This is a genomic window from Syntrophomonas erecta subsp. sporosyntropha (genome assembly GCF_055395365.1).
On the sequence record NZ_AP042459.1, the window covers coordinates 22,491 to 43,911 of the forward strand.

At 41.1% G+C, this 21,421-nt stretch carries 22 protein-coding genes; 7 read left to right on the forward strand and 15 right to left on the reverse strand.

Features of this window, described 5'->3' with window-relative positions; genetic code table 11:
- Nucleotide 1 precedes the first annotated feature (1 nt).
- Together ACZ5Q0_RS00120 and ACZ5Q0_RS00125 are read right to left on the reverse strand one after the other, a co-directional pair.
- The gene (locus ACZ5Q0_RS00120) at nucleotides 2-934 is read right to left on the reverse strand and encodes an ABC transporter permease (protein WP_447182620.1); all 933 of its coding nucleotides are present in this window, start codon (nucleotides 932-934) and stop codon (nucleotides 2-4) included.
- Nucleotides 935-950: 16 nt separating this feature from the next.
- Nucleotides 951-1,871: an ABC transporter permease gene (locus tag ACZ5Q0_RS00125; protein ID WP_447182621.1), complete on the reverse strand. Its 921-nt coding sequence runs from the start codon at nucleotides 1,869-1,871 to the stop codon at nucleotides 951-953.
- Between the two features lie 210 nt (nucleotides 1,872-2,081).
- Between ACZ5Q0_RS00125 and ACZ5Q0_RS00130 the strand changes: the two genes are divergently transcribed.
- On the forward strand, nucleotides 2,082-2,219 hold the full coding sequence (locus ACZ5Q0_RS00130) for an alanine:cation symporter family protein (protein ID WP_447182622.1): 138 nt from the start codon (nucleotides 2,082-2,084) through the stop codon (nucleotides 2,217-2,219).
- A 145-nt stretch (nucleotides 2,220-2,364) separates the two neighbouring features.
- On the opposite strand, the gene ACZ5Q0_RS00135 is transcribed toward ACZ5Q0_RS00130, so the two are convergent.
- The gene (locus ACZ5Q0_RS00135; protein WP_447182623.1) at nucleotides 2,365-3,741 is read right to left on the reverse strand and encodes a sodium-dependent transporter; all 1,377 of its coding nucleotides are present in this window, start codon (nucleotides 3,739-3,741) and stop codon (nucleotides 2,365-2,367) included.
- Between the two features lie 672 nt (nucleotides 3,742-4,413).
- Between ACZ5Q0_RS00135 and ACZ5Q0_RS00140 the strand changes: the two genes are divergently transcribed.
- Complete coding sequence (locus tag ACZ5Q0_RS00140; RefSeq protein WP_447182624.1) at nucleotides 4,414-4,896, forward strand: sigma-70 family RNA polymerase sigma factor; 483 nt, start codon at nucleotides 4,414-4,416, stop codon at nucleotides 4,894-4,896.
- 17 nt (nucleotides 4,897-4,913) lie between these two features.
- The gene (gene rsiV / locus ACZ5Q0_RS00145) at nucleotides 4,914-5,804 is read left to right on the forward strand and encodes an anti-sigma-V factor RsiV (protein ID WP_447182625.1); all 891 of its coding nucleotides are present in this window, start codon (nucleotides 4,914-4,916) and stop codon (nucleotides 5,802-5,804) included.
- Between the two features lie 56 nt (nucleotides 5,805-5,860).
- On the opposite strand, the gene ACZ5Q0_RS00150 is transcribed toward rsiV, so the two are convergent.
- Nucleotides 5,861-6,901 carry a copper amine oxidase N-terminal domain-containing protein gene (locus ACZ5Q0_RS00150; protein ID WP_447182626.1) on the reverse strand — a complete coding sequence of 347 codons (1,041 nt, stop codon included), beginning with the start codon at nucleotides 6,899-6,901 and terminating at the stop codon, nucleotides 5,861-5,863.
- Nucleotides 6,902-7,183: 282 nt separating this feature from the next.
- Between ACZ5Q0_RS00150 and ACZ5Q0_RS00155 the strand changes: the two genes are divergently transcribed.
- Entirely contained in the window at nucleotides 7,184-7,630 is a 447-nt protein-coding gene (locus ACZ5Q0_RS00155) for a DoxX family membrane protein (RefSeq protein WP_464827176.1), read from the forward strand.
- 94 nt (nucleotides 7,631-7,724) lie between these two features.
- Here the strand turns inward: ACZ5Q0_RS00155 and trhA are convergent, their stop codons facing one another.
- On the reverse strand, nucleotides 7,725-8,399 hold the full coding sequence (gene trhA, locus ACZ5Q0_RS00160) for a PAQR family membrane homeostasis protein TrhA (RefSeq protein WP_446820149.1): 675 nt from the start codon (nucleotides 8,397-8,399) through the stop codon (nucleotides 7,725-7,727).
- Nucleotides 8,400-8,582: 183 nt separating this feature from the next.
- Between trhA and ACZ5Q0_RS00165 the strand changes: the two genes are divergently transcribed.
- Nucleotides 8,583-8,852: a hypothetical protein gene (locus ACZ5Q0_RS00165; RefSeq protein WP_446820148.1), complete on the forward strand. Its 270-nt coding sequence runs from the start codon at nucleotides 8,583-8,585 to the stop codon at nucleotides 8,850-8,852.
- 462 nt (nucleotides 8,853-9,314) lie between these two features.
- Here ACZ5Q0_RS00165 and fusA read toward each other — a convergent pair whose 3' ends face one another.
- The 9 genes from fusA to queD all read right to left on the reverse strand — a co-directional run bounded on the left by fusA (nucleotide 9,315) and on the right by queD (nucleotide 15,644).
- Nucleotides 9,315-11,351 (reverse strand): elongation factor G, encoded by a 2,037-nt coding sequence (gene fusA, locus ACZ5Q0_RS00170; RefSeq protein WP_446820147.1) that lies wholly within the window; start codon nucleotides 11,349-11,351, stop codon nucleotides 9,315-9,317.
- Nucleotides 11,352-11,446: 95 nt separating this feature from the next.
- Nucleotides 11,447-11,701 carry a hypothetical protein gene (locus ACZ5Q0_RS00175; RefSeq protein WP_446820146.1) on the reverse strand — a complete coding sequence of 85 codons (255 nt, stop codon included), beginning with the start codon at nucleotides 11,699-11,701 and terminating at the stop codon, nucleotides 11,447-11,449.
- The gene (gene surE, locus ACZ5Q0_RS00180; RefSeq protein ID WP_447182628.1) at nucleotides 11,701-12,483 is read right to left on the reverse strand and encodes a 5'/3'-nucleotidase SurE; all 783 of its coding nucleotides are present in this window, start codon (nucleotides 12,481-12,483) and stop codon (nucleotides 11,701-11,703) included. The genes ACZ5Q0_RS00175 and surE overlap by 1 nt, the downstream gene beginning before the upstream one ends.
- Nucleotides 12,480-13,025 (reverse strand): signal peptidase I, encoded by a 546-nt coding sequence (gene lepB, locus ACZ5Q0_RS00185; protein ID WP_446820144.1) that lies wholly within the window; start codon nucleotides 13,023-13,025, stop codon nucleotides 12,480-12,482. Before lepB ends, surE begins: the two co-directional genes overlap by 4 nt.
- 16 nt (nucleotides 13,026-13,041) lie before the next feature.
- Nucleotides 13,042-13,218 (reverse strand): YpmA family protein, encoded by a 177-nt coding sequence (locus ACZ5Q0_RS00190; protein ID WP_446820142.1) that lies wholly within the window; start codon nucleotides 13,216-13,218, stop codon nucleotides 13,042-13,044.
- Between the two features lie 160 nt (nucleotides 13,219-13,378).
- Nucleotides 13,379-14,110 carry a 7-carboxy-7-deazaguanine synthase QueE gene (locus tag ACZ5Q0_RS00195; protein WP_446820141.1) on the reverse strand — a complete coding sequence of 244 codons (732 nt, stop codon included), beginning with the start codon at nucleotides 14,108-14,110 and terminating at the stop codon, nucleotides 13,379-13,381.
- Nucleotides 14,100-14,663 (reverse strand): DUF366 family protein, encoded by a 564-nt coding sequence (locus tag ACZ5Q0_RS00200; protein ID WP_446820140.1) that lies wholly within the window; start codon nucleotides 14,661-14,663, stop codon nucleotides 14,100-14,102. Before ACZ5Q0_RS00200 ends, ACZ5Q0_RS00195 begins: the two co-directional genes overlap by 11 nt.
- Nucleotides 14,644-15,270, reverse strand: a complete 627-nt coding sequence (gene queC / locus ACZ5Q0_RS00205; protein ID WP_446820139.1) for a 7-cyano-7-deazaguanine synthase QueC — start codon at nucleotides 15,268-15,270, stop codon at nucleotides 14,644-14,646. Before queC ends, ACZ5Q0_RS00200 begins: the two co-directional genes overlap by 20 nt.
- Nucleotides 15,271-15,272: 2 nt before the next feature.
- The gene (queD, locus tag ACZ5Q0_RS00210) at nucleotides 15,273-15,644 is read right to left on the reverse strand and encodes a 6-carboxytetrahydropterin synthase QueD (RefSeq protein ID WP_446820138.1); all 372 of its coding nucleotides are present in this window, start codon (nucleotides 15,642-15,644) and stop codon (nucleotides 15,273-15,275) included.
- 607 nt (nucleotides 15,645-16,251) lie between these two features.
- On the opposite strand from queD, the gene ACZ5Q0_RS00215 reads away from it, so the two are divergent.
- A complete protein-coding gene (locus ACZ5Q0_RS00215; protein ID WP_446820137.1) occupies nucleotides 16,252-17,622 on the forward strand; it encodes an acetyl-CoA hydrolase/transferase family protein in 1,371 nt (456 codons plus the stop codon).
- 236 nt (nucleotides 17,623-17,858) lie between these two features.
- On the opposite strand, the gene ACZ5Q0_RS00220 is transcribed toward ACZ5Q0_RS00215, so the two are convergent.
- Nucleotides 17,859-19,955: a sigma 54-interacting transcriptional regulator gene (locus ACZ5Q0_RS00220; RefSeq protein ID WP_446820136.1), complete on the reverse strand. Its 2,097-nt coding sequence runs from the start codon at nucleotides 19,953-19,955 to the stop codon at nucleotides 17,859-17,861.
- Nucleotides 19,956-20,253: 298 nt separating this feature from the next.
- On the opposite strand from ACZ5Q0_RS00220, the gene ACZ5Q0_RS00225 reads away from it, so the two are divergent.
- Nucleotides 20,254-21,303, forward strand: coding sequence for a DUF2225 domain-containing protein (locus tag ACZ5Q0_RS00225; RefSeq protein ID WP_446820135.1), 1,050 nt, complete (start codon nucleotides 20,254-20,256; stop codon nucleotides 21,301-21,303).
- Nucleotides 21,304-21,421: the final 118 nt, after the last annotated feature.

Genomic DNA, 21,421 nt, shown 5'->3' on the forward strand with positions numbered 1-21,421 from the left:
CCTACTTTCGTAACTGAGGGTCAAGGGCGTCGCGTAGCCCATCTCCCAGGAAATTAAAGGCTAGCATGGTAATAGCTATGGCTATGGCCGGGAACAAAAGCATATGTGGATAAGAGCGAATACCGACAACTGCGTCCGAAGCCAGCATCCCCCAGCTAGCTGCAGGGGCTGAGACTCCGAGTCCGATAAAGCTTAGAAAAGCCTCGGTAAAAATCGCTGCTGGAATACACATGGTAACAGTGACTATTATTGGTCCCATGCAATTAGGAATCAGATGCCGGAAAAGAATACGTCCGGTATCTGCTCCCATAGCTCGGGCCGCCAGAACAAAGTCCTGCTCTTTCAGATAAAGAATCTGTGCCCGTACTATCCTGGCCATATCCACCCAGTAGACTAGTCCCAAGGCTATAAAAATACTTTTTAACCCCGGCCCCATCAAAACCATGAGCAAAATTACCGTTAAGACTAAGGGAATAGAATAGAAAATATCCACTATCCGCATCATGATGTTGTCGATCCTACCCCCAGCCAGTCCTGCTATTCCGCCGTAAAGTACTCCGACCACCAGGTTAATGAAACTAGCAACAAAGCCGACCGCCAGTGAAATACGCGCCCCATATAGCACTCGCACCAGCATATCCCGGCCCAGAGTATCAGTACCAAACCAAAACTGACTACAAGGTCCCACCCCTTGCTGGTCCAAAAACTGCTGGGAATAAGTATAAGGTGAAAAGAGGGGCCCGAAGATTGCCAGCAGCACCATAGCTACGATGGTAAATAGGCCCAGCATGGCCAGCTTGTTTCCCTTCAGACGACGCCATACATCCTGCCAGTAGCCGACAGCAGGTCGCACCGGACCATTATTTTCATCTGTTTCCTGCTTAAGAGGAATAAAGCTGTCTGGGCCTAAGGATTTTTCACTGATTTCTAACATATGTCTGTATCCTCCCCTATTTGCCCAACCGGATACGGGGGTCAATAACTCCGTAAAGCAAATCCACAACCAGGTTCATGAAGATAAGAAATGCTGCGTAAAAAATAGTTACCCCCAGAATAGTGGTATAATCCCGATTGCTAATAGAAAGCACGAATTGCTGCCCCAGCCCGGGAATGGCAAAAATCTTCTCAATAACAAAGGATCCGGTTAAAACCCCGGCAATGAGCGGTCCCAGATAAGTGACGATAGGTACCAGAGCATTACGCAGGGCATGTTTATATAGAACTGTACGCTGGGGCAATCCTTTGGCCCAGGCAGTACGGATATAGTCCTGTCCAATAACCTCCAACATACTGGAGCGGGTAAGCCGGGCAATATAGGCGGTAGGATAAAAAGCCAAGGCCACTGCCGGCATAATTACACTTTGCCAGGATACCCAGCGTGAAGTAGGCAATAATTCTAGTTTTACTCCAAAAATATAGATGAGCAGGGTGGCCAGAACAAAATTGGGAATAGCTACCCCTAGAGTAGCCATAAACATAGCCGTATGGTCCTGCCATTGGTCCTGACGTAGAGCGGAAATAACCCCGGCGGGAACACCGATTAATAGCATAAGGACCAGTGCGGACAAACCAAGTTGAGCCGAAATTGGAAAGCCCTGAGAGATAATCTCATTGACAGTTACACCTTCATACTTAAGCGAAGGCCCAAACTCCCCATGGGCCAAGCCCTGAAAATAATAGCCATACTGCTTCCATAAGGGCTCATTCAGATGATACTGAGCCTCGATATTTTGCTGAATAGCTTCCGGTAATTTTTTATCCCGGGTTAAAGGATCCCCGGGAATTGAATGCATGATGATAAAGGTGATAGTTATTATTACCCATAAAGTAAAAAGTGAAGTCGCGATTCGTTTCGCAACATATTTAAGCATAACCTGTATTGCCTCCTATTTTCTTTCTATAGGCTTTATTTCCAATTAGGGCCATATATCAATCTAATACTGCTGTTTTCGCCATATATCAACTATTCTAATTGATTAGCCACTGACTTTAAACTGGAAAACAAAGGGGATAAGGAGGGACAGGGTGAGAAGGGGCTCATTATTTTTAAAGGGTTTATACTTCACTATTTCATTCTGCCGGTGGGAGCTATTATTCTGGGAGGAGTCCATCAGATAGATAAAGTCGCTGAAGTAATGGTAGCTTTTATGACAATAATGTATCTTGCCGGAAAAGCAAACAAGAACCAAGTCCGCTCAGAAAAGCAGCATAATAATTAAACCATAAATGATTAAAAACCAAGTCTAAAGTAAATTGGATGTTTAGCATACACATAAACCAAGAAAAAAGCCACCAGAATATATATTTCTAGTGGCTTCTTATTAATTCCGAATCAAATTTTGTGGATGATTTATCTAGACCCGATTACAATAAACCGAATTTATCGATATACCCAAAAACAAATACCATTAAAATAATTATTGGTAGGATATAGGTAAAATAGAATCTAGCTTTTACGGGAACTTTAATTCCTACTCCGGTATTAGCCTCTTTGATGAATTTTTCCCATCCCCATCCATAACGGCTAACACAGAATAAGACGTAAACCAGGGAGCCTAAAGGTAAAATATTGTTGCTAACTATAAAATCTTCTAAATCCAGAATAGCAGAGCCTTCTCCTAATGGAGCAAAGCCACTCCAAACATTAAATCCCAGTGCACATGGTATTGCTAAAATGACAATGGCAAAGAAATTAATTAACACTGCTTTTCGCCTGGACCAACCAAAAAGGTCAATACCAAAGGAAATAATATTTTCGAATACAGCAATAACCGTAGATAAAGCAGCAAAAACCATAAATATATAAAAGGCAATACCCCACAATTGTCCAGCGGGCATAGCATTAAAAATATTAGGCAGGGTGATAAAAACAAGTCCTGGACCACTGCCAGGATTAACACCAAAGGCAAAACACGCCGGGAAAATAATCAGGCCGGCCGTGATGGCCACAAATGTATCTAAGATAGTGATGTTAATGCCCTCTCCCAGCAAGGTTCGGTTTTTGGAAACATAGCTGCCGAATATGGCCATACTCCCCATTCCGATGCTAAGAGTAAAAAAGGCCTGTCCCATAGCTGCATAAATTATTGTCCACAGCCCATGTTCGGCAATACTGTCGAAATTAGGTAAAAGGTAAAAAGAAAGTCCTTCCATGGCATTAGGTAAGGTTACCGCACGAATTACCAGGGCAATCATAATAACGAAAAGGCTGGACATCATAGCCTTAGTTATTTTTTCAACCCCATTTCTTAATCCCAAAGAACAAACACCAAAACCTAAAATGCAAACAATAACCATAAACAGTATGCTTGTACCTGCACTAGCAGTAAGCCCACCAAAAACTGCCTCTATTTCTACCGGCGTACGCCCAACAAAATCCCCTCTTATCATAAGAAAAAGATAGGCTATCATCCAACCTGCAATAGTCGTATAAAACATCATTAATAAATAGTTTCCCGCCATGCCAAACCATTTAAAAATGTGCCATTTACTCCCTTTCGGCTCTAATACATCAAAAGAAGCCGCCACGCTTTTTTGACTGGCACGACCCACGGAAAATTCCATGGCCATAACTGGCAAACCAAGAATTAAGAGAAATAAAATATAGATAAGTACAAAGAGGCCGCCCCCATAGAGACCTGTAATATATGGAAAGCGCCATACATTACCCAAGCCGATGGCACAACCAGCCGATATTAAAATAAACCCCATTCGCGATGCAAATAATTCCCGCTGCATCAAATCTCTCCCTAGTTAAAATTACCTTATCTAGTATAGAGGTATAGGATACTTTTTGCAATGGGACAAGGGGACAGGTTTGCTGTCCCATCTTCTTCCCCCTGTTCCCTCCTTAGAAATTGTACCACCCTGGTACCGGTTCTAATGATTTCGGATGAATTAGGCGCCGAGGTCAGATAGGATAAACAGTATAGTACGGTACTACTATCGCTATATTGTGCCCACGGATTCACTGATCGGATCGGCTATACGCAATTGTAGACCTTAGTACCGGAAAAGAACTGCAGTTAAGAGATTTGTTTAAATCAGGAACCGTTATAAGGGGATTATAAACAAAGCGATCAAGAGATAGATGCCGTTTGACCCAGAAAAATACTTTTCCGAATTATTAATAGAATGGCAAGGTACCCAAAGATCAGCCAAACTATATTGAAGATGACAATTTGATCATATATTTCCCGCTCTATGACATCGCCTCTATGCTAGCGGCATTCCGAATTTAAAATTCCTGTGTCCGCCACTGGGATTAAATCAGTGGACAAGTGGAGGGGACAGTAAACCTATCCCCTTGTCCCCTTGTCCCTGGAGGATTTTTAAAACTTTTTCCCCTGCTCAAACGTTATATTAGTGTAAGGCAATTTAAATGATACGTATCAGCAAAAGGAGTCATTAATTATGGGCAAACCCATTCAACAACAATTGTTTACAGAATATATTCTATCTAATAAAGAAAATTACTACCGACTCGCCTATAGTTACGTTAAGAACAAGGATGATGCCCTAGATATTGTGCATGAGTCCATATGTAAAGCCATGATCTCCCTAAATCAACTGAAAAAAGCGGAGGAAATTAAGCCATGGTTTTACAGGATTGTGGTTAACACCTCTATAGACTTTATAAGAAAGCATAAACCCATTGAGCTTGTAAATGAGGGAACTCTGGAGTTTTACAACCCGGTAGAGGATACCTACCAGAATCTTGATTTACATAAGGCATTGGATAGCTTACCCCCCAATTATCGCAGCATAATCATATTAAGATATTTTGAGGATTTAAAGATTAAGGACATCGCCACTATCCTGGATGAAAACGTTAATACCGTTAAAACCAGATTGTATTCCGCTCTGAAAAAACTACGGCTACAGTTAAAAGATTAACCGTCAGGAGGCAAGACATGAACGACAAAAACCTGTTGGAATTAAAAAAAGAATATATGAATATTCCGATTCCTGATGAGTTGGAGTTTACCGTTAAAAAAGCCCTGCAAGAAGGAAGTAAAATCGCCCGCAAGCGATATACCCGCAGAATATGGATGGGAATGGCAGTTGCTTCGGTTCTGCTGTTTACGGTCACACTTAATGTCAGCCCTACAGTTGCTCAAGCTTTATCAGAAGTTCCGGTCATAAAAAGTATCGTTAACGTGCTTACTTTCCGGGAATACCAGGTTAATGAGGAAACCTATAATGCGGACATAAAAGTACCAGCAGTGGAAGGTCTGGGAAATAAGGCATTAGAGGATAACCTGAACAGCAAGTATTTAGAAGAAAATAAACAGTTATACCAGGACTTCATGGCTGATGTGGAAGACTTGAAAGCCAATGGAGGTGGTCACCTAGGAGTATCCAGCGGATATGAAATTAAAACCGATAATGAGCAAATATTGTCTATAGGCCGCTGGGTAGTAAACACAGTGGCATCATCATCCACAACCATGGAATTTGACACTATTGATAAGAAAAACGAAATTCTGATAACCCTGCCTAGCCTGTTTAAAGATGATCGCTATATTAATACTATAAGTGAAAATATTAAGCAGCAGATGCGACAACAGATGAAAGCCGATCCAGAAAAAGTATACTGGGTAACCGGTTCAGGTGAAGAATTGCCCCCCGAATCGTTTGAGAAAATCGCCCCGGATCAGAATTTTTATATTAACAATGACGGAAAACTAGTTATCTCTTTTGATAAATATGAAGTAGCTCCCGGGTACATGGGCGTAGCAGAGTTTATCATTCCAACTGAAGTAGTTTCCAATCTATTAGTGAGTAACGAATATATTAAATAACACTTTGGGACAAGGGGACAGCAAACCTGTCCCCTTGTCCCCCCTTGTCCCCACATTTATTCCGTTTTTTCCCCGTTATTAATTGCAATCTGCGATTCTGATACATAGGCATTATTTATTTCTAAGACTTCTCTAAAAAAACTCAAAGGAACAAATGTAGTTTCCTCTACTAATATGGGAACACTGCCTAATTGAATCGGGGGATTTTGTCCATAAATATAGTTGTCAACTCCGATAGTTAGTGAAATATCTTTATCCAGCATAATGCTCCGTACTTCGTTATTCCACGTTACATCAAATCCCAGAGCCTCAGCAATAGCACGCAAGGGAACCATGACAGTACCCTTTTTATCTTTATAGGCTGCTGGTGCTTTTATGACTACATCATTGACTACAACATCCATATTTCTAACTACACCAGCCTCATCCCCTGCAGATGGAAGCTCTTGCATGGGAGGATTTTCTTTTTCAGACAGTACCACAATTTTTTCCGGATTAGTTTGGGCAGGTATGCTTCTGGTGGATGTTGAGTATTTGACTACTAACTTTCGGTTGGCTAGCTCGCCTTTAAAAGCATTTCCATCCTGCGAAACTATTTCTGTTTCAGGAGAGATATTAAGTTCTAGACTATTATCTGCACTAACCAGATCTTTATCAAATATATCTACTTTTACATTTTGCTCCTGATTCTCAACTACAACTACTTCAGCACAGTATTGCGGCGGGTAAATCATGATCATAAATGCGTTAGCGTTAAAATATCCTGTAATTGTAGATCCAACCTTTATTTCAGCATTGTCTAAGATGTAAGTTTCATTAGTTATAACGATATTAGCTGGATTTCCCGCTTCATTTTCGACTAGTATATACTTCGAACCCTGCACTCCTTCCCGGATAGTTACTTCTTTAACTACCCCGGTAAAAGAGCCAAAACTAAACTGATCTTTTTCACCTAATTGTGCACTTACCGGCCCGAGTTTACCAGTTCGTGCTATAGGATTCTGATTGTCTACATAATCAGCTGATACTGGTGCAACTGCTGAAAGCGACAAAAACGCAACCGATAATAGGCCTGCAAGTATTTTAGTGCTTTTCATACTACCATCTTTCTCCTTTTCTATTTAGTTTTTGTTGCTACCCTTTAATACGCTAGTTAGGATTATAGCTTTCAGGCGAGAACATAATTGAATTAAAATCCTGGAACAGCTTCCATTTTTATACCCTAGTAATTAGATAGTCCTAGTGGTAAATTGATAGCGATAGAACTACATTTCAAAAACACTTGGGAGGTAATGACAATGTTAAGGCAGCATCAAATTGCCAAAGTCCTATGGACGGTATTGCGTATTTATGTCGGGTAGAGTTGGCTACATTCAGGCTTGGGCAAAGTTATGGGTGAAAAGTCAGCTGTATGGGTTGGTTCCAAGGCTGGTGTCGCAGTTACCGGATTTTTAAATGGTTCATTACAGAAAGCCACTGGGCCCCATCCAGATGTTCAATGGTGGTATGCCTGGTTTATTCAACACTTAGCACTCCCCAATGCTAAGGTTTTTAGCTACATGGTAGCTTACGGGGAAATTTTGGTTGGATTGGCCTTAATTATGGGCGCATTTACTACGGTAGCTTTACTGGCAGGAATGATGATGAACTTTAATTACCTGTTCGCTGGGACAGTAAGTAGTAACCCTGTATTTATCTTAGAACAACTTGTTCTCTTATGGGCTGGTAGTGCAGCATTGTATTATGGTTTGGACCGTATGATTTTACCGGTAATTAGAAATTATCTGAAATATGGTAACTTAAAGTCTTCCACTCAAAATGCATAGAAAATCTTTTTTGGGGACAGGGGGGACAGGTTTACTGTCCCAGAGGGCACAGAGGGCAATGGGATGGGACAGTAAACCTGTCCCCCCTGTCCCTTTAGATGCGAGCTAAAACCAGCATTAAAAAGTAATGACTGATACTGCCTAACAAAACAAAAATGTGAAAGACCTCATGGAAACCGAAACCAGGTAAATTTATAAAGGAACGTTTTCTTCCATAAATAATGCCACCTATCGTATACAAGACGCCACCAACAACCAACCAGACAAAACCCATCAATGGTAGTGTTTTGGTTAATGGAACAAAAGCCCCAACGACCAGCCATCCCATCAAAATATAAATAGCGGTTGTTAACCAGCGAGGTGCCGCAAAATAAAAAAGGGTTAGTATTATACCTCCTAAGGCCAGACCCCAAATGGCTAGGAGTAACCCCGTTCCCCATAAACCCTGAAGAGCGATAACACATATGGGAGTATAAGTCCCCGCAATCATAACATAGATCATGGCATGATCCAGTTTTCTTAAAAGAAGATTACCAGCTGTCCCCAAATCAAGCCAATGGTACAAGGTACTGGCCAGGTACAACAGCATCATAGTAATCCCAAAGACGGCAAAAGCCCCAGCATATGATTTTCCCCCCGTCCGGGCACCGTAGATCAGCAACCATACCGTACCAATAAGTGCCAGTAAAAAACCGGTTAGATGACTTATAGCCGAGGCCGGATCCCGTGCCGGCCATATTGGTAAGGACCCTCTACGAGTTTCATTCACATTTACACCTTCTGATCTTGTTTATTCTTAATTCATATTAACAGATATACAGGTACATAAATGATGAGATTCTTATTTTGGTATTAAGTTGTATTTTTATCTAAAGGGGCACTCCCGATCAGGAGTATGAATAATTTATGAAAAGGCAATACTCATGACAGGATGATTCAGGAGGTTGCAATAGTGTACCATATTCCCATATTGTTTTTCCTGTTACTAGTGTCAGCACTATTACTGCAGTTTTCCGGATGGGGTTTAATTATAACCGGTAACCCTACTTACCTCTTTGCAGTTTTCATGTCTACAGCAGCTATGGTCTGGACCAGTTACCAGCTTTTTGTTCTCCTTTACAACCGTAAATTAACTAATTCCAACCAATACCATATTGTCATAATCGACAACCATACTGTGCGTAAAGATCCTTTGCTTAATCGGATAACTCCCCATACTTGAAGTTATAAACACTTGTCCCTTAACCCCCGTTCCCATAGCTCGTTTCGATAACACTATTTTCACATGAAATCACCTTCTTGAACCGCTAAATGCCGTTGCCTTACCCGTTACCTGAGCTTAGACAAGCCAAGGACTTAAACCATTTAGCCATTACTTGCCATAAAAAACTACTCACAAAGAGTGCTAAAATTTAGTTCATCTAGTAAAACCTCAAACTGAAATCACTTCTCCAATCCCAATAAAATTCAAAACTATTTACAAAAAGAAGAGTAAGGAAAACCTTACTCTTCTTTTTACTATCATTTATTTTACAAATCGAATCCTTATAAGCTGAGCTTAATAAAATAGTTATAAACATCTTTACCATTTCACACTTTTCTGTCAGCAGCTGCCAGACTATATTAAGAGAAACAAGGAAACAGAAGCAGCATCCCCTTGTTCTTTATCAGTTTATTTTTATAGTTATTCCCGTTCCTGAAGGGTTTTTTCGATAATTTTTTCGGCAATTTGACCAGGTACTTCTTCATAATGGGAAAATTCCATATCAAATTTGCCCCGGCCCTGGGTAATTGATTTTAGGTCTATAGTGTAACGTGCCATTTCCACCAATGGAACTTGAGCCTTAATAACCTGCCTTTTACCAGCCGGCTCCATTCCCAGAACTCTTCCCCGTTTAGTATTAAGGTCACCGATTATGTCGCCCATATACTGGTCGGGTACTTCTATCTCCACATTCATTACGGGTTCTAGTAGCACTGGTTTAGCTGTTTCCATACCTTTTTTAAAGGCCAGACGGGCTGCCGTCTTAAAGGCCATTTCCGAGGAATCAACTGAATGGTAGGAACCATCATAAAGAGTAGCCTTGACATTGGTTACTGGATATCCTGCCAGTACACCTTCTTCCAGGGCTTCTACAAGACCCTTTTCTACTGCCGGGAAGTATTGTCTGGGTACTGAACCTCCAAATACATTTTCTTCGAAGGCAAATTCACCGTCGGCATAAGGCTCAAACTTAACCCACACATGGCCGTATTGTCCATGACCACCACTTTGTTTTTTATGTTTTCCTTCCACCTCAACTGTGGTCCGAATCGTTTCCCGGAAGGGAATGCGCATTTCTTTGGCAACAACGTCCACGCCAAACTTGCGGGACAGTTTTTCCATAATAATGTCGGCATGTGTGTCACCCATAGTAGTTAAAATAGTCTGTTTAGTTTCGGCATTTTTTTCTACGGTAATAGCCGGATCTTCTTCCCTAAGTCTTTGAATGGCACCACTAAGTTTGTCTTCATCACCTTTACTCTTTGGTTCGATAGCCATACTCAAGGTGGGATGCGGAAAATCGATGGGATCCAGTATGGAAGGATTGGCCTTAGCGGTTAGCGTATCACCAGTAGTAGTCGCTGCCAATTTGGCAACTGCTGCAATATCTCCGGCATGTAATTCGGAAACAGCATGTTGTTCTTTCCCAGTCATGATTAATATCTGGGCAATCTTCTCATCTTTTTCCTTATTGGCATTATATAATACACTGTCAGGTTTCATCTTACCGGTGAATAAGCGGAACATAGTAAGCCGACCAATATAAGGGTCAGCAATGGTTTTAAATACCTGAGCAGATAGAGGATCGTTCTGCATATCTTTACCATCCACTACCGGGTTACTATCCGGAGTAGCTGCACAATCAACACAGAAGTCCATTAAGGGAGAAATAGCCATGTTGTTAAGTGCCGATCCACAAAATACAAATACCGCCGAGCCTTTAGCAGCCGCTTCTTTTATCCCCTGCAGAATTTCATCATTGGTTAGTTCTTCGCCTTCCAGGTATTTGGTTAACAGATCATCATTTGCCTCGGCAGCGGCTTCTACTAACTGTTCTTTATAGGACTCAACATCATCCATCATATCGGCAGGAATTTCTTCCTCAGTAACTTTACCCGAACCTTTTTCATATATGTAGGCCTTCATTTTTATCAGGTCTACAACACCTTTAAAATTATCTTCTGCACCAATAGGCAGCTGGAACGGTACAATGATGTCGGAGAAGGTTTCTTTCATTTCGTTAAGCACTTTGTAAAAATCAGCATTTTCCCGATCCATCTTGTTGATAAAGGCTATTTTAGGTATATCCGCGAAATCCTCCCAGATGATTTCCGTCTGAACTTCTACCCCGGCAGTAGCAGCAAGAACCATAACCATACTATCTACTACTCGCATGGTCCCCACAACTTCAAAATAGAAATCGCTATATCCGGGGGTATCGAGGAAGTTTAGTTTATGATCCCGGTACTCACAGGGTACCAGGGAAGTATTTATAGTAATCTTCCTTTTAACCTCTTCCGGTGAAAAGTCAGAAACAGTGTTTCCGTCGTCAACCTTTCCCATCCTTTTGGTAGCCCCTGTATTAAAAAGCATTGCTTCTACCAGAGAGGTTTTTCCAGTTCCTCCATGGCCCACAAGAGCAATATTGCGAATTTGACTGGTGGGGTAAACCTTCATTAAACAACCTCCTCATCATTACTATAACTGTAAAAATGGTACTATACTTTAAGTAAAGTCGCAAAAGTTTTTTACAGTTTTCCTTATACCTGGGTCTATTTTTTCTGAAATACAAAAAATATCCAATAAAGAAATATGGCCACAAGTATAAAGATAATTAACTGGTAAAACATAATACCCTTAAAAACGTCTACTATTAGCGTAAAAACAATCCCCAATGACAAGGGAAAAAGAACTAATTGAGTGAATGGTTTATCTGGATATTCTGGATCAGCCATCTTTTTTTTAATATACGATAAGTTAAGAACAATAAAAAACAGCAGGGTATTTATAGCCAGGCTTAATATCATTACCTGACTCCTGATACGTCAAGGTACCTGGCAAAGGTGTCCCGGTATTTCTGAATTAGACGATAATCGGTAAGATCCAGGTGAATGGGCGTTACACTTATAAAACCTTCATTAACCGCGGTTACATCACTTCCTGGATCCTGCTCTTCCTCTACAACTCCCCCCCCTAACCAGTAATAGGTATTACCCCGGGGATCCTGCCTTTTTTCGAACAGGTTATCATAATTACGTACCCCTAGTCTGGTAATACGGGTTCCTTTTATTTCATCCCGATCTAATGAAGGAATATTTATATTTAACAAAGTAGTCGGTGTAATACCTTTTTCCATTACAATACGAACAGTATCACGGGTAAAACGAGCTGCAAAAGAGAAATCCATATCTATGTCATAGGAATCCAGTGATACTGCAATAGACGGACATCCCATAATTACACCTTCAGCCGCCGCCGATACAGTTCCGGAATACAGCACATCAGTTCCCAGGTTCGGACCATGGTTAATTCCTGACACTACCAGATCGATTTTTTCCTTAATTAAGCCACTTATAGCTAGCTTAACACAATCGACGGGTGTTCCACCTACTATCCACCCAGCTTTAATACCGGGTAGATCAGCCGGACTTACTCTAATTGGATCAAAAACAGTAATCGAATGTCCGGTGCCACTTCTTTCCCGATCCGGAGATACTACATAAAGCTCAGCGAAAGTACTCAACTCACGGATCAGGGTATGAATTCCCCGGGCATGAATCCCATCATCGTTTGTCAGCAAGATCCTCATTCAAAAGAAACCCCCCGGTCTAATAATTTTATGTGTTTAATTGGCCAGTAAGTCATAAAAGCCTTGCCTTTTAAACGATCGGTAGTAAGCCAGACATTCCACATATGACTGTCAAAACTATGGTTACGGTTATCGCCTAAAACCATCAGGCTTCCCTCGGGTATTACTACCGGCCCATATTCGTAATCCAGTTCTTCAGCCAGGTATGGTTCGGATAGAGGTCTACCATTGATCAGTACCCGACCGTTTTTCATTTCTACCGTTTCACCCGGTAATCCAATAACCCTCTTTATGTAATCCTGGTCGGAATGTAAACTCTCCGGGGGTTCCAAAACAACAATATCCCCCCTCTGGGGTTCTTTGAAACGGTAAATAAATTTATTTACCATCACCCGGTCCTGCAACTGTATAGTCGGTAACATGGAACCAGTCGGAATAATCCTGCCCTCTATCACGAAGGCACGCAGCAGCATAGCTAAAACAAAAGCAATTAAAATAATGCTAATTAATTCCTTTAAAAAATCACGCAATTCTCTACCCATAGCTCACCCCGATCTATCAAAATTCGTATATATTGATAGTCATTTCATCCTTTTCTTTATCCTTGGTCAACCCAAACATAATGTTTTTATTCTTTAAATTTTTGTTTAAAAAATCAATAATATATACTAGTTCACCATTGTCTTTAAAGTTTTTATAAGCAATTAACTCCAGTTTACCCTTTTCCTCTTCCATACGAGCCTTTTCTCCTTCCCAGTATATTGTAGTTTAACAGTACCTTCTTGACAAGTTCACCTATGGTCAGGTCTAAAACCGAGCCGTTATATTATAAGATAGGCAGGTTTTAGTCTTTCGCCCGGTAAAAATCCCTATAGAATTCTAATTCCCACCTAAGTCAGATTACCCGAAGAACCGGATGAATCTGGGGAATTATTCGGACATCATGCAGGTAATAAAGCAGATATTTCTGCCATTCTAAAACTTTTTGTATATCTACCGACTCTACCCCATTAGTTGGGGTAACCGGTTGTAATATTACAGGTATGTAAGGATCTGTTTTCTCTATAATGGCAGCAGCTTCTTCAATTTCTCTAGAGGTGGTAGTGTTAGTTACCACTATCTTTACATAACATTTTTTATCCTTAGCAATCTGCAAAAAATGGCGGTGTTGGTCCCATAGTACCTGACCGGTGGAGGAAGGAAGTTTTATATCCATACTTACCATGTCCAGGTAGTCAATACATTTTTTCAGATGATCAGGAAGAGTTCCATTAGTTTCCAATAAAAACCAGTAGCCTTCTCTTTCTAAACAACTGGCTGCCCGGGCTATAAATTCCGGATACAATAAGGGTTCACCTCCGGTAAAGCTTACCCATCGGGACGAAAATGAACGAATCAGTTTAACTAATTGTTCAACGGTCACCGGATTCTCTATAGGTAAACGGTTATCCCTATAGCCGGCCTGCGGATAAAAGTATCCGTAATTACGCCGGGAATAGCTGGCCGGAGTATCACAATAACTGCACCGTAAATTGCACCCGCTTAGCCGTACAAAAACCTGCCGGGTGCCAATGGTTAAACCCTCCCCCTGTACACTTTCCATAATTTCATCTAACTCAGCAGTCAATGCCAATCCCTCTCACTTTACAACGAGCCTGATAGATTTGTTCTAGTTCCTTTTTATAACGAAGCATAACATTCTCCGCAAAGGCTTTAATATCGCTAATCCCTAGCTCCGTAAGCCCTACTGTCTTAACCGGGGTACCTTCGGTTTGAATATTTAGCCCCACATGAATCAAAGTAGAAACAACTGAGCTAGTAGCAATAGAAACCGACAATTTAGCCCGGTTAACATACAAATCATCCCCAAAACGCGTCACTGGAACCTCAAATTGTTCTAATTCTTCCTTAACTGCTACGATTAACATGCGCTGGCGATATACGGCTAACTCCAGGTTAGTATCAAAGTGTTCTACCAGAAAGTGGAGCATAAGGGGTGAATATATATGGGCACTTTCCAGCACATCTGCCAGATCAACCATATGATCCAAGGATACTTGAGCAGCACCTGAAAATGCAACCATGGCATCCCCTAAAATATTAAAGTTACGGTAGATCCAATGAGGAGCTAATTGTTCCCCGGTATAATCCATGCTCCTGTCAGTAAATAAAATCTTCACAATAATCAATTCCTGCCTTTCTGAAGGCTTGCAAGTTTTTTAGACATGAAGGGCACTTTCCACAAGGACGGTTTCCGTCCTGGTAGCAGCTCCACAACATGCGAAAATCTATACCCAGACTACTAGCAGCCTCTATTATTTCTACCTTATCCATATCCAAAACATAAGATACTGCCCGGACACCATTACGGGTTGAGTAAATCATGGCCTGGTTTACCGCTTCTATAAATCCTCGGGAATTATCAGGAAAATTATCCGCTTCTTCACGGTTAAAGCCGCAAACAACCAAACCAGCTTCCAGGTCCTCAGCTAATGCGGCCGCCAGGTTAAGAAAAAGCCCATTACGGTTAGGTACCCAGGGATTAATAATTTCATCTGCCCCCGGTTCGGTTAAATCAGAGCTTAATTTGCTCATAAAAGGTAATTCAATAACCTGATGAGGGATTCCATAGTGGGAAGTTATATTACGAGAGGCTCTTAACTCATTAATTCTGGCCTTCTGTCCATAATCAATGGTTAGTGCCAGAATGATTTCGGCATCCTGGGCGGCCAGCAGCATGGAAACCACCGAGTCTAAACCTCCCGATAACAGTGCTACTGCTTTCACTTTTAATCATTCCCTCCATAACTGGCCCAGGTACTATTAGATTCCCATACTCGTACAGTCTTAATACTGTAACCAGGTAATTCCTGACTAGCCTGATCATAAATATAGTGAGCCAAATTTTCTGCAGTAGGATTTATTTCATCAAAGGGACTTACTTCATTGATCATCTGGTGATCAAAACGCTGCAAAATAGTAGTCAGCACTTGACGGGCACGACGAAAATCAACCAGCATACCCAGATCATCTAATTGGGTCCCGCCTATAATTAACTCTACCCGCCAGGTATGCCCATGAATATTTCTACAATTACCCGGGTACCGATTTAGCCGGTGGGCTGCTGCGAATTCCTGTACGACCATAATTTTATACTCCATAGATTATCCTCCGTATAACCCCCATATTTACTGAATAGATTTTACCATCTATTGTACAGCTATGGTAATAATGCAAAATTTCCTATTGCGATAATGCAATGGTCAAAGCATGTACATATATACGTTGTATCTGTACAAATTAAGTGGTACTAACTGGGGAAATTGCAATTTTGCATTATCAATAATGCAAAACTACTACGAATTATCATGTTTCCCTTGTACTAAAAGACTAACGCTTGTTTAACCTCTAAATGTAGTTTATATCTGATAGAACGTTTTGCTACCACAATAACACTATATCTCCATCTCCTGGCCAAATTAGTCTAACTATACCATTTGCAATAAACATGGCATGTTTATTGCAAATAAACCTTTATACCAGCGTGGTCCGAGTTTGAATGACCGGGGGGTGGTGCAGGAATTGTCTTTATGTAACCAGGGTCACGCTGTAAGCCGGGATTTTATACAGAAAAAAGAGAGAGGTAATGTAAACCGTTAATCAAAAACGGGACATTAGCTGCCTGGCTAATATCCCGGTTAGGTTTTCATTTTATATTTTACTGTTCTTTCCGGCTTATTTCCATAACATTTTAAAGGGGGTTAATTCATGGCGCTAGTTTTAAATGCAAATAACGAGTGGATGGATCTATATAATGAAAAGCTGGTAACAGCCGATGAAGCTGTTAAGATAGTTAAATCAGGTGATTGGGTGCAGTATGGTGAATTTGTCATGCAGCCCAGGGAATTAGATGCTGCCCTGGCCCGTCGGGTTAACGAACTGAAAGATGTTAAGATAAGAGGAGTAACAATTACTATGGTACCGGAAATTGTTAAGGTTGACCCTAATCGGGAACATTTTTGTTTAAATGATTGGCATTTTTCCGGTTTTTCCCGGGCCTTACAGGGAAAAAACCTGTGCAATTATATTCCTTTAACCTATCATGAAGCCAAAAGGCTAGTCCTGGATCATAATGACATTGATGTGGCTTTTGTATTAGTTACACCAATGGACAAAAACGGTTTTTTCAACCTGGGCACTTCAAATTCCATCACTTCTTATGTTATTCAAAAAGCTAAAAAAATTATCCTCGAAGTAAACAACTCGGTACCTGTTTGTCTAGGCGGAAATAGTGAATCAGTTCATATCTCTCAGGTAGATTATGTCGTAGAAAGCCAGAACAACACCGGCCTTTTAAACCTTCCTGAACTTCCCATTAGCGACACCGACCGGAAAATTGCCGAAGTTGTAATGGAAGAAATGGAGGACCGGTGCTGTATCCAATTAGGAATAGGTGCTATGCCTAATGCTATAGGAGCTATGATTGCCGAATCTGATCTTAAAGATCTGGGAGTTCATACTGAAATGTTGGTAGATTCTTTTGTCGATATGTATTATGCGGGACGCATTAGTGGTAAATATAAAGCCCTGGACAGAGGTAAAATGGTATATACGTTTGCTATGGGCACTGACAAACTCTACAACTTCATGGACAACAATCCTATCTGTGCCAGTTATCCGGTTCACTACACCAATGACCCCTTTGTAATTGCACAAAACGATAAAGTATTTGCTATTAATAATGCCATTGAGGTTGATTTATACGGTCAGGTGGCTTCTGAATCATCAGGGTTCCGGCATATCTCAGGAACCGGAGGTCAGTTTGATTTTATTTTTGGCTCCTTCCGTTCGAAAGGTGGTAAAGGATTTATCTGCCTAAGTTCTACCCGTACTACCCCTGATGGCAAGGTAGAATCCCGAATTCGCCCCACCTTATCCCCGGGAACTATTATTACCGTTCCCCGCTCTATCAACTATTACGTGGCCACTGAATATGGTATTGCTCTTATGAAAGGGAGGACTACCTGGCAACGGGCCGAGGAATTAATTAATATTGCCCATCCCGATTTACGGGACGATCTCATTAAAGAAGCAGATAAGATGAAAATTTGGGTTAAATCCAATAAATTAGAAGCATAATAAATAGCCTGCCTATCGCGGGTGCCCCCCCATTGTTCGACACCCGCAATTTTTTTATTTTATTTTTATAGATGATTCCATCTGGCCTGCCCCTGAATCAAGCTGGTGTTGAATACATAAACATCGAGAGCCACGTTGACTGAAGCATAGCAGACGCCCCCTGGGCAGGTACGGGGGCGGAAGGAAGCAAAGGTAACGTCAGTGGTCCGAACGTCCCCTTGCTCCCCCCTTGCTTCCTAGTTTTTGATACTGAGGCTGTATTTTCTGGCTTTGCGTGATACGGTGGAAGGATCAACTCCGAGTATTTCCGCAGCTTTGTAACAGGAATTAGCCACGGCAAAGGTCTTTTCCAGTAACATTTTTTCCACATTTTCCACTGCTATTTTAAGGGGGATGATCCGGTTTACGCTTACGGGGTGATCATCATCTCCTAGATTACCGTTGTCATTTGTGAAAATATAGGCCGGTAGATGTGATACCAATATTTTTTCGGTGCTGGTGGTAACCACCAGTCTTTCAATCAAATTCTCTAACTGCCTTATATTTCCTGGCCAGCTATAGCGCATTAATAATTCAATAACATCAATATCTAATGATTTCTTAAGATTATAACGTTGGTTAAAGTTATTTATAAAATGGCGTACCAGCAAGGGAATATCTTCGAGCCGGTCTCTTAAGGCAGGTACACAGATGGGAACTACATTAAGCCTATAGTATAGGTCCTCCCGGAACTCTCCACTACGAACCATACTTTCCAGATCTTTATTAGTTATAGCGATAATACGGACATCGATGGGTATAGGTTTTGTCCCCCCTACCCTCAGGATTTCCCGTTCCTGAATAGCCCGGAGTAGTTTAACCTGCAGGTGGGGCGGTATGTCGCCAACTTCATCCAATAGAAGGGTACCCTGGTTGGCAACCTCAAATAGTCCGGGCTTGCCTTCTTTTTTAGCACCAGTAAAAGCCCCATTTTCATAACCAAACAGCTCAGACTCAATTAAATTATCGGGAATAGCGGCACAGTTAAGTTTTACAAAAGGGCCGGATTTACGCAAGCTATTGCGTTGTATGATCTCAGCTATAACTTCTTTTCCTACTCCTGATTCACCAGATATAAGTACAGTTGAATCAACTCCGCCAATCTTGATAGATTGATAGACAATGTTTTCCATTTCTTTGCTTTTAAAAACCAGATCTCCAGATAGTTTTACTTTCATTTGACTCATTTGACTTTCAAAATGCTTTTTTAGGCCTTCTAAGCGTTCCAGTTTCTGCTTTAACATGTTTAATTCAGAAATATCGCGCACATTATTGACTACCCGAAAGATATTACCCTGTTCATCAAAAACGGGAGTTCCACTTACCAGAAGTGTGGTTCCGGTGGCTGTAGTTGTGGTGGTGGTAATTTGTCTTTTTTGTTCCAGAATCATTAAAGTTGCTGAGCGTGAGATTACCCCATTATCTACCAGTTCCCGCATAGTTTTATTTATTACTTCCTCTTCTCCTAACCCGGTTATCCTTTTTATAGCTTTATTAACCCGGATGGTCATACCCTCACCATCAGTAATATATAGGCCGTCAAAACTGGAATCAATTATGGCATCCAGTTCTGCATTAAGGGATTTTACATAAGCCAGCTCTCTAGTAACTTTTTCTAGTTCAGAAATATTAGTTAAAATAGCCACCGCACCAACGATTTCACCGTTGCTAATAACTGGAGCCCGGTTGGTTACAAAAGGTATATTACCTATATGTAGCTTAATACCAAATTCAGATCGCCCGGTTTTAACAATATCCATCAGTTCACTTTCTGGAACTACCTCATTTATATAAGCACCAATTATGTCTTTCCCCAACAAACCAGTATATTTTTCGGCCGCCTTATTCCATATGCGGATAACTCCACGGTTATCAATGGCCGCTATCGGATTGTAAGCGGAGTTTATCACCGTGTTTATCTGTCCAGATAGCTCAGCATTTATCTCCTCTAAGGCCAGCATAATATCAGACTTAGTAATAAAGCCTACTAACTGGCCATCCTTCATTACCGGATAACGTCCATGATGTAAAACATCTACATCCCGGATATCGTCATCAGGATGAAGTACCCTTACACTACTAGTCATAACCTCCAGTATAGGCCGGTCCATGTTTGCCTTGTTCACCAAGGCCCTTATTAAATGGGTCTTAGTAATTAAGCCTATTATTTGGCCATTTTTCATTACCGGCGCACCATCAATCTTGCGATCCAGAAAAAGAGCAGCAGTTTCCCACAGAGTCATATCCGGGTTTAGGACAATAACCCCGGTACTCATGAAGTTACCAACCTTCACTACCCCTACCCCCTTATTAAACTGTTCAACCCCCGAAAATTTTTTATCTTTCTATCTCTAAAGAAATGCAATTAGGTATTTCTCGTTTTACCACGGCTGCTATGATTATTAGTTTGCTTTAGCCTTAACTCCTTCACAGATTATAACCGTGGTGCACACTGTCCTATCTTTCTATCATGATGCTTGGCGGAAATACCTCTTGAATGATATATAATATTATAGGCTACTATTATAATTATAAGTTCTTTTCGGTTAAAATTGTTTATTTCCGAAGCATTTTTTTTGAGGTGATAGTATTATGAGTTCTGTTAATCCCTTGTATCCCAGAAAATATACTTGTCCGATATGTAAAACTTCCTTCACTTCTTTCCAGATTCGCAGTTCTGCCGTATTCGTTGAAAAGCGGGAAAGCGATTTTCATGTCATTTACCGGGGAACAAGTCCTTTGCACTACTCGATTATCGTATGTCCGGAATGTTATTATGCGGCTTCCAACAAAAGTTTTAATAAGGAAATCCCCGCTAAACAGGCTGATCAGTTAGCAGTAGCCTTGATGCAATTACGGCCCGCCCAAAAAGAGGAATTCGGAAAAGAGCGCACTCCCGAACAAGCCCTAAAATGTTTTCAACAAGCTATACGAACCGCCCAGCTAAAAAAAGCCCCACCCGAAGAACTAGCCGGACTTTTATTGGGATCTGCCTGGATAGCCCGGGAAACGCTTAAATTTGATTTGGAAAGCACCTACTTGAATGAAGCATTAAATCAATACCTGGAAGCTTTTCAGAATGGCAGTGGTAGGGTTGGCAATCTTAGTGACGTTAAGGCCACCTACTTAATAGGCGAATTACACCGGCGCATCGGTAACTTCTCTGAGGCGGTAAACTGGTTTAATAATGTCATTACACATAAAGATATCAAACAAAATCCCCAAACTGAGAAATTAGCTCGGGAGCAATGGGCCTTAACCAGACAGGAAACTTTAGAAAACCCTGATTCCCGTACTTCAAACAGCAAGGACCAGGATAACAGCACCGAAACTAGGACTAAAAACATCCCTACAGCAGTCTCATCAGGAAATAGCCCTACACCTGCTCTGCAAAAAAAGAGACCTTTAATGCAGATGCCCATGCACTTTTACGCTGATCAGATCGATTGGTTAAACCAGCTAGTAAACCGGGGATATGAAACAACCGGAACATTGGTCACCCGGGAACAGGTAGTCAGAGCATGTTTGGATGCATATATGCATTTTTTAGATTCCCAGCTTCCGGCAGGCTTCGAAACTGAAAAGGATCTTTATAAACAATTAGCAGAATTATTACCCTCTAATAACATGCCGGTAAGTTAGATCATAAAACCGGATTACGATGGTCAACCACCTCTTTTAAAAAGTGTGGCTGACCATCATATTAACTTAAACATTAGTTATTATAAGATTCTAGACAGGGGAAGGGAAATCCACGTCA